The sequence below is a fragment of the Streptomyces sp. NPDC043853 genome (assembly GCF_056436025.1).
This window is the reverse complement of sequence record NZ_JBWKDJ010000005.1, coordinates 149123-165445: the sequence shown is the minus strand read 5'-3', so window position 1 is coordinate 165445 and position 16323 is coordinate 149123. Positions and strand designations below refer to the sequence as shown.

Sequence of the window (16323 nt, the reverse complement as noted above, 5' to 3'; positions counted from 1 at the left end):
CACCCGTCAGAAGGGCGGGGTCTCTTCCACCGCGCCGTCGTCGAAGTCGTCGAGCCACCCGTCGTCGTCGGTCGGCGGCAGCTTTCCGAACGGGTCCGGCCGTACCGCCCCGGCGGCCCCCCACGTGGCGGGGCCCGCGTCGGCGGCGGAGGCGGGATCGGCGAAGCCGGGTCCGGCGACCTCGGTGAGCCGTGTGGCCCAGGCCGGGAACGGAAACTCGACGGCCAGCGGCACCGGGATCTCCGGCTGGGCGACGAACATGGTTCCGGGCCTCGCGAGCGTGGCCCGCTGCCGCTGCCCTGTGGGCAGGAACCCGTACTCGGGACGACCGGCCTCGGCCGGGTCCAGCCGCCCGACGATCTTGATCGATGAGTTCGAGACGATACGCCGTTCGACCTCGGAGGCGGTCTGCTGGGCTCCGATGAGAATGATTCCGAGTGAACGGCCACGCTCGGCGATGTCCAGCAGCACGTCCTTGATCGGGGAGGAACCGTCGCGGGGGGCGTACTTGTTGAGCTCGTCGATCATGGTGAACAGCAGACCGCCGGGTCCCGACTGCTCCTTGCGTTCGGTTTCCGTGGCGAGGACGACTCCGACGACGAAGCGTTGCGCGCGCTCCGGCAGGTTGTGCAGGTCCACGACGGTGACCTGGTGACGCGAGGTGTCGATGGAGTGGTCGACCGGCCGGTCGGTGACCGTGCTCAGATCTCCGCGGAGGAGCGGGGCCAGCGGCCGCAGCGAGGACCGCAGCCGCCGGACGAACGCGTTCACGGTGCCGGTCCCCACGGCCTGACCCGCCCAGCTCGCACGGGTGCCGTCGTCGGTGACCCGCCCCGAGATGAACTCGACCATCTCCGCCCAGGTGCGGATGGGCGTGCCCTCGACGGTGACCGCGCCGTCGTTCCCGAACGGCTGGGCGTCGCGCCGCAGCCGACCGGTGACCTGGTGCACGACCATCGTGTACTGGTTCTTGTCATCCGCGACGTCGGCGAATACGTACGGGAGCAATTCGCGTGCGCAGAACTCCGCGAGGGTCCACCAGAACGCGTCGACCCCGCTGGTCCGGCCTGTGACGTGGGGACGTCCGGTGAGGTCGCCGGGGAGCGGCGGGGCGTGGAAGCCGACGGAGGCGAAGGGGCGTGCGGGCAGACCGAGGCGGTCGTAGGCGGCGCGCAGCCGGTCGTCGAGGCGGGCGTTGGGCTGGTCCACGAACAGCAGGTCCTCGCCCTTGACGGAAAAGATCAGGGCCTTGGCGTTGACGGCTCGGCCGCCCAGCGCGCCCGAGGTGAAGAGGGAGTGCAGCAGGAACAGCGCGAAACTGGTCTTGGTCGCCACCCCCGAGATGCCGGAGATGGACACGTGGGCACCACGGGTGCCGTCCAGGAACTCGAGGTTGAGGTAGATCGGTTCGCCGTCGCGGCCGATGCCGGCGGGGATCCGCGCCTGCATCCGGTCGAAGTACAGCGCGGCGTCCCGATCGGCACCCGCGGCCCGGATGGCCGTTTCGCCGGGACGGGGCGGCACGTAGCATTCGGGCTCGACACGGGTGGTGGTGACCTCGGCGATCTCCTGCACCTGTGCCGGCAGGATTCCGTCGGCGATGAGGAACACGTCCGAGTCGAACGCGGCCCCCTCGTGGCGCGCGACGACCTCGGTGACCACACCCGAGGTCGTGACGGTTCCGTGCCCGGGGACCTGCCGACGGGTGCTGACCACGTCATCGAGCTGGAGGTAGGCGTCGGGTGACACGGCGACGTGGAACTTCAGCGGGGTGGAGTCCTCGGTGCCCGCCACCTTCCCGACCTGCTGTTCGGTTCCGCCTGCGCGACCGGCCGGGGTGGCGGCGAGGTGGTCGGCCGAGGTCAGGCCGGCGCGGGAGGGCCCGGGATCGGTGTCTGTCATCGGCGGGCTCTCCTGTGCGTGCGGTTCGGGACGTGTGCCGTGGTGGTGACCAGCACCCTGCGGTGGACGGTCGGTGGGCGACACCCGGGCGGGCGCGGTAGGGGTACCGGCCCCGGAAGTGCCCCGGAGTCACCGGTGGTCGGCGGATGCCGGGGCAGGGTGGTCACGCCGCCGACGTCGTCGCAGGGCAGGGCCGGGTGGGGCGGAGGGGTGCGCGCCGATCGGCACCGGTCGGAACTGCTCCCCATGCGGGAGTCGGCCCAGCCGGCCTGGTGTTGCCTTCCGCGCCTATGTCGTCAGCCGGAGCTGGGCCGGCTTCCGGCGGCGGGTGGTGGCACCGGTGTCGCGGCGTGCCCGTACCCGCCGGAGGGCCCTGACGAACGGCCCGGCCGGCCGGCGGTGCCGGCTCGACGTCCGCCGCCGTCGCTGCCGCCGTCGCCGATGACCACACGGTCGAGTCGGCCGGATCCCACCTGCAGAAGCACGTTCCGCACCCCCTGTTCCCTCCCTGGTCCCACGCACCGGACGGGAGCCGCGGTGTCGACCGCGCCTCAAGCCCGTCACCCCCGTGGGACTGAACGCAGCTTACGCATCTTCACCCGACCCTGCGTGCGTGTCTCACAATCCGTCACCCCTGCTCTTCCGAAGTGGAATACGCCGGCGCCCACGCCTCCGTTCCCCGGCCGGCCGCGTCGAGCGCCCGGTAGGGCATCTCACCGGCCTCCGGGCGACAGCGCTCGGCTTGGACGACGCGGCAGGGTGCGGTGGACACCACTCCACCGCACCCCTTTCCACCACGCTGCCGGGCCCCTCAGCAGTCCCGGTCGTAGGCGTGGAACCCGCGGCCGGTCTTCCGGCCCAGCAGCCCTGCCTGCACCATCCGCATCAGAAGCGGGGGCGGGGCGTAGAGGGATTCCGCGATGGCGGAGAGGGTGCCGGGGCCGAAGCGACGTGGTCGCTGCGTCAGGCGAGTTCGCGCAGGTCGAGGGGCAGCCGCCAGGCGTTTCGGCGGTGGGCCGCGTCGTAGTCGGCCTGGAGTGGGGACGGGGGCACGGTCAGGACGGGGCAGGCGGCGTGCGCGAGGACGTGGCGTGCGACCGAGGGGCGGAAATGGCGGCGCAGCGGCCCGCGCGGGCCCGTGCCCACGACGAGCAGGTCGTCCGGGTCCCGCGCGGCGTCGACGAGCACCGCGCCCGCCGTGCCGCGCACCGTGAAGCACGCGAGGGTGACACCCGGGTTCTCGCCGCCGAACGCGGTGTCGAGAACCTCGCGCAGCCGCTCCACGGCGGCCGACCGGCACTGTGCCAGGGACGGGATTCCGCAGGAGCTGCGGCCTCCCGGTTCGCCGCCCGGAGCCTGCCACGCCAGTACGACGCGTAGTTCCACCCGCCGCAGGCGGGCCTCGGCTGCAGCCCGGTGCAGTGCCGACAAGCTGCCCAGGCTGTCGCTGACACCCACCACTACCTTCGGCACACGGTCCTCCCAACGCTCCTTCGTCCGGGCGACCCATCCAACCGCAGGGATGTACCGTGAGGCCGGTTCACTGACGGTCTTCTGACGTGGTACGCACCGATTCTGACGCGTTGTTGGCACCGTCCGTCACCGGTCGTCGGCAAGACGTACGAACGGGGCCGGTCGTCGTCGAGATGCCGTCAGGGGCCGGCCGCGAGGGCACCGGCGGCGGCCGCCGTGACCATGGCCGGCCGCCGGGCGGAGCGGCCTTCGGGGGTCGCGTCGGACCGCCGTCAAGGGTGCGTCAGCGGGCGTCGGGCGTGACGCGGAAACGGAGCCGGCAGATCACCGCGTCGGTGTCGCGGCGGACCGCGTGGGCGACGACGGAGCCGCGCTGGTTCTGGAGGAGCCGCTGCCACAGGCGGGCCGGTTCGGTCTCCGGGATGAGGACGGTGACCTGGGCGTCCGGGTGGGTCCGCGTCAGCTCGCGCACGTAGCCGGACACCGGCCGCCCGAGGGACCGGGTCTGCGCGGAGAGCTCGATCAGCTCCACGCCGGGCTTCCACAACTCCCAGTCGCGGCGCAGCGCTTCGGTGGCCTGCCGGTCCTCGGGGGCGGGGTGGGTGACGGTGACGGCCAGGACCTCGTCGCCGAGGGAGCGTGCGGCGGTCAACGCCTGGCAGGTCAGCCGCGACAGTCCCGAGACGGGCACCACCACCAGGGATCGGGAGCGGTGCGGGGCCTGCGGGATCCGGCCGAGTTCGAGGCGCTCGCCGATCTCGGCGTACGTGCGGTGGATCTTCTCGAAGCCGAGGACGAGCAGCGGCAGCGCGAGCACGATGAGCCAGGCGCCTTCGGTGAACTTGGTCGCGGTGACGACGACCGCCGAGACTCCGGTGAGCAGTGCGCCGAAGCCGTTGAGAGCCGCCTTGCCCTGCCAGCGGGGTGGGTGTTCGGCGTACCAGTGCCGGACCATGCCCACCTGGCAGATGGTGAAGCCGACGAAGACGCCGATGGCGAAGAGCGGGACGAGGGTGTTGGTGTCACCGCCGGAGAACACCAGCAGGGCGGCGGACACGAGTCCCAGCCAGACCACGCCGTGGCGGTGGACCTGACGGTCGGCCTTCAGCGCGAAGACGTGTGGCAGGTGGTTGTCCCGGGCGAGCAGGCTCATCAGGACCGGTAGTCCGCCGAAGGAGGTGTTCGCGGCCAGGGCCAGCAGCACCATCGTGGCGAACTGGACCACGTAGAAGGCGGCGTTGTGGCCGAAGGAGGCGTCGGCGAGCTGGGCGAGGACGGTGACGCCCTCGACGGGCTGCAGGTGGAAGCGGCCGATCAGCACCGACAGGCCGATCAGCATGACGCCGAGCAGGGCGCCGAGCGCGACCTCGGTGCGCTGGGCGCGGCGGACGGCCGGCACACGGAAGGAAGGCACGGCGTTGGCGACGGCCTCGACGCCGGTCAGGGCGGAACAGCCGGCCGCGAAGGCCTTCAGCAGGAGCAGCGCGCCGACCGTGGTGGCGCCCTCGCCGAGTACGGAGGCGTGCCCGGCGGCGGAAGCGGTGCTGACGGGCCCGTCACGCAACAGCCCCACGACGATCATGGCGAGGATCGACCCGACGAACAGGGCGGTCGGGACCAGGAAGGCCTTGGCCGAGTCGACCACGCCCCGCAGGTTCACGGCGGTGACCAGGACGAGGACGCCGAGGCAGATCCACACCCGCTCCCCGTGCAGCCCCGGGAAGGCCGAGGTCAGGGCGGCCACACCGGCGGTCACGGAGACTGCGACGTTCAGGACGTAGTCGAGGATCAGCGAGGCCGCGGCCACCAGGCCGGTACGTCGGCCGAGGTGCTTCCTGGCGACGGCGTACGAGCCGCCGCCGTCCGGGAACGCGGCGATGACCTGGCGGTACGAGGCCACCAGCACGGCCAGGAGCGCCGCGATCGCGAGCGTGACGGGGAGGGTGAATCCCAGCCCGTACGCGCCGGCGGCCGCCAGCACCAGCACGATCGACTCCGGCCCGTACGCCACGGACGCCATGGCGTCGAGGGACAGCGCGGCCAGTCCCTGCAGCGCGGTCAGCCTGTGCCGGTCTCCCGCGGTGGTCGTGGGCGTCGCCGTGCCGGTATCAGGGGGCTCCTCCGTGCCGGGAGCCTGTCCCGCCGCCGTCGGCCTTCCCATGTGTATGGACATCTTCGCTGTTCCTCCGTTGGACAAAGTGAGGTCAGCGTCGAGACGGCACGACAGGATGACCAGTGCCCTTGGCGAGATCCATACGCCGGGTGCGGGACTCTTCACGCGCTTCTGACGCCGGGTGCCCGAAGTCGTATGGGGCGCGTCAAGACCCCGCCGGGGTGGGTGGCTCCCCGGGTGCCCGGGGGCACGCTGGATCCGGGCGGCACACGCCCGACGACCCGGACGACTTCCAAGGAGACGTGCCGATGAACGCGGAGAACGTGGTCGGGCTCATCATCGCCCTCGCCCTGCTCGGCTATCTGGTGACCGCCCTGATCAAGCCCGAGAAGTTCTGACCCGGGATCGCCGTGTCCGGACGGGAGGACCCCGCAGGCCGCCCCCACCAGGCCTGACACATCCCTCATCCGGCTGACGCGTCAGGGCCCCGTTAAGAGTTCCGCCCGGCCCGTATGGACCCCGTCAAGGCGTCTTAACGCCGGGCTCAGGACACGGTTGTCTCGTCTTCGGCCACATGGCCGATAGACATCTTCCACTTCATTCAGGAGCTCACGGTGGCCGATCTGGCCTTCGTCGTCACCACGATCGCGGTCTTCGCGCTGGTGGCTCTCATCGCCCGAGGGGTGACCAAGCTGTGAACGCCGAAAACATCGTCGGCCTGCTCGTAGCCGTCGCCCTGCTCGGATACCTCGTCCTCGCCCTCGTCAAGCCGGAGAGGTTCTGAGTACCGTCATGAGTTCCCAGATGGCTGGTGTGCTCCAGCTGCTCGCTCTGATCGCCGCGCTGGCCCTGGCCTACCGTCCGCTCGGCGACTACATGGCCAAGGTCTACTCCTCCGAGAAGCACTACCGCCCGGAGAAGTGGATCTACAAGGCCATCGGCGCCAACCCCTCGGCCGAGATGCGCTGGCCCGCCTACCTGCGCGGCGTCCTGGCCTTCTCCGCGGTCAGCGTCCTGTTCCTCTACGCCCTGCAGCGTCTGCAGGGCGTCCTGCCCGGCTCGCTCGGCTTCTCCGCGATCGACCCGGACCAGGCCTTCAACACCGCCGCCTCGTTCGTGGCCAACACGAACTGGCAGTCGTACTACGGCGAGCAGGCCATGGGCCACGTCGTACAGACCGGCGGCCTGGCCGTGCAGAACTTCGTCTCCGCCGCCGTGGGCATGGCCGTCGCGGTCGCCCTCGTACGGGGCTTCGCCCGCTCCCGCACCGGTGAGCTCGGCAACTTCTGGGCCGACCTGGTCCGAGGGGTGGTCCGGATCCTGCTGCCGATCTCCGTGATCGGGGCGATCGTCCTGGTCGCCTGCGGTGCGATCCAGAACTTCGCCGGGATCCACGAGGTCGGCCAGTTCATGGGCGGCACCCAGGAGTGGAACGGCGGCGCGGTGGCCTCGCAGGAGGTCATCAAGGAGCTGGGCACCAACGGTGGCGGTTACTTCAACGCCAACTCCGCCCACCCCTTCGAGAACCCCAACCCGTTCTCCAACCTCTTCGAGGTCTTCCTGATCCTCGTCATCCCCTTCGCGCTGACCCGCACCTTCGGCAAGATGGTCGGCAGCGTGAAGCAGGGCTACGCGATCCTCGCCACGATGGCGGTCATCTGGATCGGCTTCACCGCCCTGATGATGGGGACCGAGTTCGCCGGCAACGGCCCGGCCTTCGAGACCGCCGGCGGGGCGATGGAGGGCAAGGAGACCCGCTTCGGGATCGGCGCCTCGTCGATCTTCTCGGTCGCCACCACGCTGACCTCGACCGGAGCGGTCAACTCCTTCCACTCCTCCTTCACCGGCTTCGGCGGCGGTATCCAGCTGCTGGGCATGCAGCTCGGTGAGATCGCGCCCGGCGGCGTCGGCTCCGGCCTCTACGGCATGCTCATCATGGCGATCATCGCCGTGTTCATCGCCGGCCTGATGGTCGGCCGCACCCCCGAATACCTGGGCAAGAAGATCGGCACCCGCGAGATCAAGTTCGCGGCCTGCTACATCCTCATCACCCCCGCCCTGGTCCTCGGCTTCACCGCCGCCGCGATGGCGCTGGACACCCCGGCGAACTCGATGACGAACTCCGGTGCGCACGGCTTCTCCGAGATCCTCTACGCCTACACCTCGGGCGCCAACAACAACGGCTCGGCCTTCGCCGGCCTGAACGCCGACACGCAGTGGTTCAACTCGACCATCGGCATCGCGATGCTGCTGGGCCGCTTCCTGCCCATGGTCTTCGTCCTGGCGCTGGCCGGCTCGCTCGCCGAGCAGAAGCCCGTCCCGGAGACGGCGGGAACCCTGCGCACCGACAAGCCGCTCTACACGGGCCTGCTCGTCGGCACCATCCTCATCGTCACCGGTCTGACCTACTTCCCGGCCCTGGCGCTGGGTCCGCTCGCCGAAGGGCTCGCAGCATGAGCACCATCACTCCCACCAGGGCTCCGCACGAAGACGTGCCCACCGGGCACAAGCCCCCGGCCGGACGCGTGGGCGGCGGTCTCTTCGACCCCAAGCAGCTGGTCAAGTCCTTCCCGGACGCGATCCGCAAGCTCGACCCGCGCGTCATGATCAAGTCCCCGGTGATGTTCGTGGTCCTGATCGGCTCGGTCGTCACGACGGTCCTGGCGCTGAAGGACCCGACGGACTGGTTCGGCTGGGCCATCACCGCCTGGCTGTGGCTGACCACGATCTTCGCCAACCTCGCCGAGGCCGTGGCCGAGGGCCGCGGCAAGGCCCAGGCCGACACCCTGCGCAAGGCCAAGACCGACTCCGTCGCCCGCCGCCTGACCAAGGACGGCAAGGGCGAGGAGTCCGTACCGGGCACCGAGCTCCGTATCGGCGACCTCGTCGTCTGCGAGGCCGGCGACGTCATTCCCGGCGACGGCGATGTCGTCGAAGGTGTCGCCTCGGTCGACGAGTCGGCCATCACCGGCGAGTCCGCACCCGTCATCCGCGAGTCCGGCGGCGACCGCAGCGCGGTCACCGGCGGTACCAAGGTCCTCTCCGACCGGATCGTCATCAAGATCACGACGAAGCCCGGCGAGACCTTCATCGACCGCATGATCGCCCTCGTCGAGGGCGCGGCCCGGCAGAAGACCCCGAACGAGATCGCGCTGAACATCCTTCTCGCGTCGCTCACGATCGTCTTCCTGCTGGCGGTCGTCACCCTTCAGCCCTTCGCGATCTACGCCGGCGCCAAGCAGTCGATGATCGTGCTGACCGCGCTGCTGGTCTGCCTGATCCCGACCACCATCGGCGCCCTGCTCTCCGCCATCGGCATCGCCGGCATGGACCGCCTCGTGCAGCGCAACGTCCTGGCCATGTCCGGCCGCGCGGTGGAAGCCGCGGGCGACGTCTCCACGCTGCTCCTGGACAAGACCGGCACCATCACCCTGGGTAACCGGCAGGCTTCCGAGTTCGTGCCGGTCAAGGGCACCACCGCGGCCGAGCTCGCCGACGCCGCACAGCTCTCGTCCCTCGCGGACGAGACCCCCGAAGGCCGCTCGATCGTGGTCCTGGCCAAGGAGAAGTACGGCCTGCGCGAGCGCCACCAGGGCGAACTCGCCCACGCCGAGTGGATCGCCTTCACCGCCCAGACCCGTATGTCGGGCGTGGACGTCGACGGCAGGAAGACCCGCAAGGGCGCGGCCGGGTCGGTCATCGCCTGGGTGAAGGAGCAGGGCGGACAGGTCACCGACGAGGCGGGCTCACTCGCCGACACCATCTCGCAGGCCGGTGGCACCCCCCTGCTGGTGGCCGTCGAGGACGAGAACGGCGCCCGGGTCCTGGGTGTCATCCACCTCAAGGACGTGGTCAAGGAAGGCATGCGGGAGCGGTTCGACGAACTGCGCCGCATGGGCATCAAGACGGTCATGATCACCGGCGACAACCCGCTGACGGCCAAGGCCATCGCCGAGGAGGCGGGTGTCGACGACTTCCTCGCCGAGGCCACCCCCGAGGACAAGATGGCCCTCATCAAGCGGGAGCAGGCCGGCGGCAAGCTGGTCGCGATGACCGGTGACGGCACCAACGACGCCCCGGCGCTCGCCCAGGCCGACGTCGGCGTGGCGATGAACACGGGCACCTCGGCCGCCAAGGAGGCCGGGAACATGGTGGACCTGGACTCCAACCCCACCAAGCTCATCGAGATCGTCGAGATCGGCAAACAGCTCCTGATCACCCGCGGCGCGCTCACCACCTTCTCCATCGCCAACGACGTCGCGAAGTACTTCGCGATCATCCCGGCCATGTTCGCCGTGGTCTACCCGGGCCTGGACAAGCTCAACATCATGGGCCTGGCCTCCCCCGAGTCCGCGATCCTCTCCGCCGTCATCTTCAACGCGCTGATCATCATCGCGCTCGTGCCGCTCGCCCTCAAGGGCGTCCGATACAAGCCGACCAGCGCCGACAGGATGCTCCGCCGGAACCTCGGCCTCTACGGACTCGGCGGCCTGATCGCCCCGTTCATCGGCATCAAGATCATCGACCTCCTCATCACCCTCATCCCCGGAATCGGCTGAGTCCATGAACACTTCCGTAGCAAACACCGCGCGCCTGATCGGCGCGGGCCTGCGGGCCCTGCTGGTCCTGACGGTCGTGTGCGGCGTGCTCTACCCGCTCGCCGTCACCGGGATCGCCCAGGCCCTGTTCAACGACAAGGCCAACGGCTCCGAGATCAAGGACAAGAGCGGCAACGTCGTCGGCTCTTCCCTCATCGGACAGACCTACAACCTGCCCAAGCAGAACCCCGACGACGCCGAAGAGGCCGCGAAGCCGGACCTGAAGTGGTTCCAGCCGCGCCCCTCCAACGGCCTCGGCTCCAACAGCGTCAACACCCAGTACTCGCTGATCCTCTCCGGCGCCACCAACCGCTCCGGCGACAACGGCGCCATCGACGGCAAGTGCACCAAGGACGCCGCGGAAGGCACCCTCTGCGCCCAGGTCATCGCCGCCAAGGACGCCGTCGTCACCGACAACTCCACGGCCGGCTACCGGGTCAAGCCCGAGGACGTACCGGCCGACGCCGTCACCTCCTCCGGCTCCGGCCTCGACCCGCACATCTCCCCGGCCTACGCCAAGCTCCAGATCCACCGCGTCGCAGAGAAGAACGGGCTCGACGTCAAGCAGGTCGAGAAGCTCGTCAACGACCACACCGACGGCCGGATCCTCGGCTTCATGGGCGAACCCCGCGTCAACGTCCTCGAACTCAACACCGCCCTCAAGGCACTCACCAAGAACTGATGCTCCCCATCGCACGACCCGAGAGCCGGCGGGGCGCGAACTCCCCCGTCACCGCTGGGAGGTACCCCCAGCGCCCCGCCGGTTCCGCACCGCGCCCGCAACGAAGGAAAGGCTGCACACCCATGACCCGGGTGCTGGTGGTGGAGGACGATCCCCAGCTCGTCCGCGCGCTCAAGATCAACCTCCAGGCGCGCAAGTTCGAGGTCGCAGAGGCCGGCGACGGCAGCTCGGCCCTCCGGCTCGCGGCCACCCACAAACCGGACGTCATCGTCCTCGACCTCGGGCTGCCCGACATGGACGGCATCGACGTCATCAAGAGCGTCCGGGGCTGGAGCCTGGTTCCCATCCTGGTCCTGTCCGCCCGGCACACCTCGGAGGACAAGATCCGGGCTCTGGACGCCGGGGCCGACGACTACGTGACGAAACCGTTCAGCATGGACGAGCTCCTGGCACGACTACGCGCCGCCACCCGCAGGCAGGAGGCGCCGGCGAACGCCCGGCCCGACAAGGTCACCGTGGTCAAGACCGACGAGTTCACCGTCGACCTGGTCGCGAAGAAGGTCCGCCGTGGAGACCGGACCGTACGGCTGACCCCGACCGAGTGGCACCTGCTGGAGATCCTCCTCACCCACCCGGGCCACCTGATCACACAGAGCCAGCTGCTGCTGGAGGTGTGGGGGCCCACCTACCGGGAGAACACCAACTACCTGCGGGTCTACATGGCCCAGCTGCGACGCAAGCTGGAAGCGGACCCCTCGCACCCCCGGTACCTGATCACCGAACCGGGCATGGGCTACCGCTTCGAACCCTGATCATCCGCCCGATCACCAGCGAAGAAGAGTCGGAAAAACATGGGACGCGGAAAGCTCCGTATCTACCTCGGCGCAGCGCCGGGCGTCGGCAAGACCTACTCGATGCTCTCCGAAGCGCACCGCCGGATCGAACGGGGCACCGACTGCGTCGTCGGCTTCGTCGAGCATCACCACCGTCCGCGCACGGAGGTGATGCTGCACGGTCTCGAACTCATCGAGCGGCGCGAGATCGAATACCGCGGCTCCACCTTCACGGAGATGGACGTGGACGCCATCCTCGCCCGGCGCCCGGCCGTGGCGCTGGTGGACGAGCTGGCCCACACCAACGTCCCGGGCTCTCGCAACGCCAAGCGGTGGCAGGACGTGGAGGAACTCCTCCAGGCCGGCATCGACGTGATCTCCACCGTCAACATCCAGCACCTCGAATCCCTGGGTGATGTCGTCGAAACCATCACCGGGGTACGCCAGCGGGAGACCGTCCCGGACGAGGTAGCCCGGCGCGCGGACCAGATCGAGCTGGTCGACATGTCCCCGCAGGCGCTGCGGCGCCGGATGGCGCACGGCAACGTCTACAAGCCCGACAAGGTCGACGCCGCCCTGTCCAACTACTTCCGCCCGGGGAACCTGACCGCGCTGCGCGAGCTGGCCCTGCTGTGGGTGGCCGACCGGGTCGACGAGTACCTCCAGGAGTACCGGGGCGAGCACAACATCCGCTCCACCTGGCAGGCCCGTGAACGGATCGTGGTCGGCCTGACCGGCGGCCCGGAGGGCCGCACGCTGATCCGCCGCGCCGCCCGCCTCGCCGAGAAGGGCGCCGGCGGCGAGGTCCTGGCCGTCTACATCGCCGCCAGCGACGGACTCACCTCCGCCTCCCCCAAGGAACTCGCCGTCCAGCGCACCCTGGTCGAGGACCTCGGCGGCACCTTCCACCACGTCATAGGCGAGAGCATCCCCGACGCACTGCTGGAGTTCGCCCGCGGTGTCAACGCCACCCAGATCGTCCTCGGCGTCAGCCGCCGCCGCACCTGGCAGTCCGTCTTCCGCGCCGGCGTCAGCGCCACGGTCGCCCGCGAATCCGGACCCGACCTCGACGTCCACATCGTCACCCACGACGAGGCCGCCAAGGGCCGCGGCCTGCCCGTCGCCCGCGGCGCCCGGCTCGGCCGCGCCCGCATCGTCTGGGGCTGGCTGACCGGCATCGCCGGCCCCGCACTCCTGACCGTCCTGCTGAACCAGCTCCTGCCCGACCTCGGGCTCGCCAACGACATGCTGCTCTTCCTCACCTGCACGGTGGCGGCAGCACTGCTCGGCGGACTGCTCCCCGCCCTCGCCTCCGCGGCCTTCGGATCCCTGCTCCTGAACTACTACTTCACCCCGCCGCTCCACGAATTCACCATCTCCGATCCCAAGAACATCGTCGCCATCGCGATATTCGTGGGCGTGGCGGTGTCAGTGGCCTCGGTGGTGGACCTGGCCGCCCGGCGCACCCATCAGGCCGCCCGCCTCCGCGCCGAGTCCGAGATCCTCTCCTTCCTCGCCGGCAGCGTGCTGCGGGGCGAGGACTCCCTCGACGCGCTGCTGGAACGCCTCCGCGAGACCTTCGCCATGCAGTCGGTCGTCCTCCTCGAACGCACCAGCGAGGTCGACCCGTGGACCACGGCCGCCGCCGTCGGCACCACGCCCGTGAGCCGCCCCGAGGACGCCGACGTCGACCTGCCCATCGGCGACACCATGGCACTCGCCCTCACCGGCCGCGTGCTCCCGGCCGAGGACCGCCGCGTCCTCGGCGCGTTCGCCGCCCAGGCGGCCGTCGTACTCGACCGCCAGCGCCTCGTCGACGAAGCCGAGAAGGCCCGCGAACTCGCCGAGGCCAACCGCATCCGCACCGCCCTCCTCGCCGCCGTCAGCCACGACCTCCGCACCCCGCTCGCCGGTATCAAGGCATCCGTCACCTCCCTGCGCTCCGATGACGTCGAATGGTCCGAAGACGACCGGGCCGACCTCCTCGAAGGCATCGAGGACGGCGCCGACCGCCTCGCCGCGCTCATCGGGAACCTCCTCGACATGTCCCGCCTCAACACCGGCACCGTCGTCCCCCTCATCCGCGAGACCGACCTCGACGAAGTGGTCCCGATGGCCTTGGGCGGCGTACCGGAGGACGGCGTCGAACTCGACATACCCGAAACCCTCCCCATGATCGCCGTCGACCGCGGCCTGCTGGAACGCGCCGTGGCCAACATCGTCGAGAACGCCGTCAAGTACAGCCCCGACGGACAGCCCGTCCTCGTCACGGCGAGCGCCCTGCGCGACCGGGTCGAACTCCGTGTGGTGGACCAGGGCCCCGGGGTCCCGGACGAGGCCAAGGACCGCATCTTCGAACCCTTCCAGCGCCACGGGGACGCCCCGCGCGGAGCCGGCGTCGGCCTCGGCCTCGCCGTCGCCCGCGGCTTCACCGAGGCCATCGGCGGCACCCTCACCGCCGAGGACACCCCCGGCGGCGGCCTCACCATGGTCCTCACCCTCCCCATAGCGGGCGACGCTCCGGCCGTCGCCGTCGATCTGCCGAGGTCGGCGCTGACCTGACCCGTACGACGAGCGGCCGAGCCGTGCTCGCGCAGCGGTCCCGCGATCGCCGTGGGCACGGCGCCGGTGGGCAGCGGCCGGCAAGCCCCCGCAACACGTGAGCCGCCCGGCGCCGGTATCCCCACACCGGAGAGCCGGACGGCTCATGTGTTGTGCGACCGGTGACCGGCACGCGGTCGCCCCGGTCCGTACCCCCCACGGTGGGACCGCGTGCTCCTTCGGGCGGTGTTCAGGTCACCGCCCACCAGGCGCGTGCCGCCGGCCCGTCGCCCCATCAGTCTGCTCCAGGCCGAGGGCCCGAACAGCACTCCTTGACGTGTTCCTTCCGCACCCAAGTCGATCTTTGACGTTGCCCTGACGGCGGACTTCGGAAGACCTTCGAGGAGCACGGGAGAACGTGCCTCCGGCTCTTCCCGTACGGTGGGTTTCCGCCATGAAGCCCGCCCCCGCCTCTCATCCTGCCTGCCCGCTTCAGCCGGCCAGGTCGAGACGAGCCTCCTCCAGGTCCAGGGAACGCTGCAGCCGGCGGCGGGTGGTGTCGCTGATCTGTTGTTCGTCGTAGAGCCGCTGGAGTTCGGCCGACTCCACCCGGATGAGATCCCGGCGCAGCAGCCGGTAGACGTGGTCGGCCGATTCGGCCAGGTCCGCCTCCTCCAGACGGTCGCGGGCATGCTCGAGGCGGGCCTGGAGGCTTCGCCGCAGCCGGTCCGCCACGACGTCGGGGACGGCCTGGATGTCGGTCATCTCGTCCAGTCTCCGGATGCCGGCGGCGGCGAGCCCGCACCGGGCGGCGGCCTCCTCGCGTTCGGTGTGGTCGGGTTCGAGGGCGATGCCGGAGCGGCGGACCACGCCGCCCAGGGTGAAGCCCTGGGCGACCAGGGTGAACACCACGACCGACGTGGTCAGTACGAGGACGAGCGGGCGCTGGTCCAGCTGCCCGGTGTCGCCCGCCGCGACCGGGATGGAGAGCGCCGCGGCCAGCGGGACGACGCCGCGCGTGCCCGCCCAGGTCAGTACGGCGGGGACCCGCCAGGACGGGCGTGCCCCGGCGTTGCGCTGGACGGCGACGGAGAGCGGCAGCACCCACAGCAGGCGTACGGCGATGAGCGTCACGGCGACGGCCAGCGCGTACAGGGGCCAGGCCCGGTCGGCTGCCGTCAGCGCGGCGACCTGGGCCGGCAGGGTGAGGCCGATCAGGCTGAAGACGACGCTCTCCAGTACGAAGACCACGGTCCCGTTGACGGCGTGCAGCTGGAGCCTTATCCGGGCGTTGGTCAACCGGTCCGCCCGGCCCCCGAGCACGACGCCCGCCACGACGACGGAGGTCACGCCCGAGGCGTGCACCGCCTCGGCCAGGACGTAAGCGGCGTACGGCGTCACCAGGGTGATGACGGTCTCCAGTACGGGGTCCTGGGTCCTGTGGCGGATCAGGGCCACTGCCCCGGCGACGGCTCCTCCGATCAGGACGCCGCCGCCGGCGAGCACGGCGAACTCGGTGCCCGCCGACTGCCAGGAGAAGCCGGCGGAGGCAGTGGCGACGACGACCGCGACCCGGAAGAGGACGAGCGAGGTGGCGTCGTTGAAGAGGCTCTCGGCCTGCACGAGGACCTGGACCCGGGGAGGCAGGGACAGGCGCCGGCCCAGGGCCGTGACGGCCACCGGGTCCGTACTCGCGAGGACGGCGCCCAGGACCAGCGCCATCTGCCAGGACAGTGGCGTGAGCAGGGAGGCGACCGCGCCGACCGCGGCTGCCGAGGCCAGCACGAGTCCCACGGCGAGCACGCTCACCGGCTTCCACACCAGGCGCAGTTCCCGCCAGGGCAGTTCCTCGGCGCCGGCGTACAGCAAGGGCGGCAGGACGACGAGGCCGATGACCTCGGGGCTGACCCGGATCTCGGGAGTTCCGGGCACCAAGGCGACGACGATGCCCGCCACGACGAGGAGCGAGGGCGCGGGAATGCGCCAGCGGCGTGCCCCCGTGGCCACCGCGGTGGCCAGCACCACAAGGATCAAGACCGTACCGACGCTGTGCATTCCGCCCCCGCCCGTGTCGACGTGGACCATGCGGCCTCACGACGCCGACCAGGCTTCCCGGCACACCACCTTCACCCTATCGACGGAGCGGGCGTCAATGCACCGTCAAGGTCACGGCCGAGTGGC

Annotated in this window: 11 protein-coding genes and 1 pseudogene; 7 read left to right on the top strand and 5 right to left on the bottom strand. The window is 70.5% G+C overall.

Annotated features, from left to right (window positions below; all coding sequences use genetic code 11):
• Positions 1-6 precede the first annotated feature (6 nt).
• From AC067U_RS15685 to AC067U_RS15670, 4 genes and pseudogenes are all read right to left on the bottom strand, one after another.
• Positions 7-1902 carry an ATP-binding protein gene (locus AC067U_RS15685; RefSeq protein ID WP_478830234.1) on the bottom strand — a complete coding sequence of 632 codons (1896 nt, stop codon included), beginning with the start codon at positions 1900-1902 and terminating at the stop codon, positions 7-9.
• 811 nt (positions 1903-2713) lie between these two features.
• Positions 2714-2845 (bottom strand): annotated as a pseudogene (locus AC067U_RS15680) (3-hydroxyacyl-CoA dehydrogenase family protein); the annotation flags it as partial.
• 20 nt (positions 2846-2865) lie between these two features.
• Positions 2866-3375 (bottom strand): universal stress protein, encoded by a 510-nt coding sequence (locus AC067U_RS15675; protein WP_478830233.1) that lies wholly within the window; start codon positions 3373-3375, stop codon positions 2866-2868.
• Positions 3376-3658: 283 nt separating this feature from the next.
• Positions 3659-5548, bottom strand: a complete 1890-nt coding sequence (locus AC067U_RS15670; RefSeq protein WP_478830232.1) for an APC family permease — start codon at positions 5546-5548, stop codon at positions 3659-3661.
• 248 nt (positions 5549-5796) lie between these two features.
• On the opposite strand from AC067U_RS15670, the gene kdpF (AC067U_RS15665) reads away from it, so the two are divergent.
• The 7 genes from kdpF (AC067U_RS15665) (at position 5797) to AC067U_RS15635 (ending at position 14163) form a co-directional block, all read left to right on the top strand.
• The gene (gene kdpF, locus AC067U_RS15665) at positions 5797-5886 is read left to right on the top strand and encodes a K(+)-transporting ATPase subunit F (RefSeq protein WP_478830231.1); all 90 of its coding nucleotides are present in this window, start codon (positions 5797-5799) and stop codon (positions 5884-5886) included.
• Between the two features lie 296 nt (positions 5887-6182).
• A complete protein-coding gene (gene kdpF, locus AC067U_RS15660) occupies positions 6183-6272 on the top strand; it encodes a K(+)-transporting ATPase subunit F (protein WP_125594429.1) in 90 nt (29 codons plus the stop codon).
• Between the two features lie 8 nt (positions 6273-6280).
• Positions 6281-7945, top strand: a complete 1665-nt coding sequence (gene kdpA, locus AC067U_RS15655; protein ID WP_478830230.1) for a potassium-transporting ATPase subunit KdpA — start codon at positions 6281-6283, stop codon at positions 7943-7945.
• Positions 7942-10047, top strand: a complete 2106-nt coding sequence (gene kdpB / locus AC067U_RS15650) for a potassium-transporting ATPase subunit KdpB (protein ID WP_478830229.1) — start codon at positions 7942-7944, stop codon at positions 10045-10047. The genes kdpA and kdpB overlap by 4 nt, the downstream gene beginning before the upstream one ends.
• A 4-nt stretch (positions 10048-10051) precedes the next feature.
• Positions 10052-10768 carry a potassium-transporting ATPase subunit C gene (locus AC067U_RS15645; protein ID WP_478830228.1) on the top strand — a complete coding sequence of 239 codons (717 nt, stop codon included), beginning with the start codon at positions 10052-10054 and terminating at the stop codon, positions 10766-10768.
• 122 nt (positions 10769-10890) lie between these two features.
• Positions 10891-11580 carry a response regulator gene (locus tag AC067U_RS15640; RefSeq protein WP_478830227.1) on the top strand — a complete coding sequence of 230 codons (690 nt, stop codon included), beginning with the start codon at positions 10891-10893 and terminating at the stop codon, positions 11578-11580.
• Between the two features lie 39 nt (positions 11581-11619).
• A complete protein-coding gene (locus AC067U_RS15635) occupies positions 11620-14163 on the top strand; it encodes a DUF4118 domain-containing protein (protein WP_478830226.1) in 2544 nt (847 codons plus the stop codon).
• A gap of 471 nt (positions 14164-14634) precedes the next feature.
• On the opposite strand, the gene AC067U_RS15630 is transcribed toward AC067U_RS15635, so the two are convergent.
• A complete protein-coding gene (locus AC067U_RS15630; protein WP_478830590.1) occupies positions 14635-16197 on the bottom strand; it encodes a Na+/H+ antiporter in 1563 nt (520 codons plus the stop codon).
• Positions 16198-16323: the final 126 nt, after the last annotated feature.

What these genes read in the sequence shown, in the direction of transcription:
- kdpF (WP_478830231.1), top strand. Translation starts at nt 5,797, where the DNA reads ATGAACGCGGAGAACGTGGTCGGGCTCATCATCGCCCTCGCCCTGCTC.
- AC067U_RS15685 (WP_478830234.1), bottom strand. Translation starts at nt 1,902, where the DNA reads ATGACAGACACCGATCCCGGGCCCTCCCGCGCCGGCCTGACCTCGGCC.
- AC067U_RS15630 (WP_478830590.1), bottom strand. Translation starts at nt 16,197, where the DNA reads ATGCACAGCGTCGGTACGGTCTTGATCCTTGTGGTGCTGGCCACCGCG.
- kdpB (WP_478830229.1), top strand. Translation starts at nt 7,942, where the DNA reads ATGAGCACCATCACTCCCACCAGGGCTCCGCACGAAGACGTGCCCACC.
- kdpA (WP_478830230.1), top strand. Translation starts at nt 6,281, where the DNA reads ATGAGTTCCCAGATGGCTGGTGTGCTCCAGCTGCTCGCTCTGATCGCC.
- AC067U_RS15640 (WP_478830227.1), top strand. Translation starts at nt 10,891, where the DNA reads ATGACCCGGGTGCTGGTGGTGGAGGACGATCCCCAGCTCGTCCGCGCG.
- AC067U_RS15635 (WP_478830226.1), top strand. Translation starts at nt 11,620, where the DNA reads ATGGGACGCGGAAAGCTCCGTATCTACCTCGGCGCAGCGCCGGGCGTC.
- AC067U_RS15645 (WP_478830228.1), top strand. Translation starts at nt 10,052, where the DNA reads ATGAACACTTCCGTAGCAAACACCGCGCGCCTGATCGGCGCGGGCCTG.
- AC067U_RS15670 (WP_478830232.1), bottom strand. Translation starts at nt 5,548, where the DNA reads ATGTCCATACACATGGGAAGGCCGACGGCGGCGGGACAGGCTCCCGGC.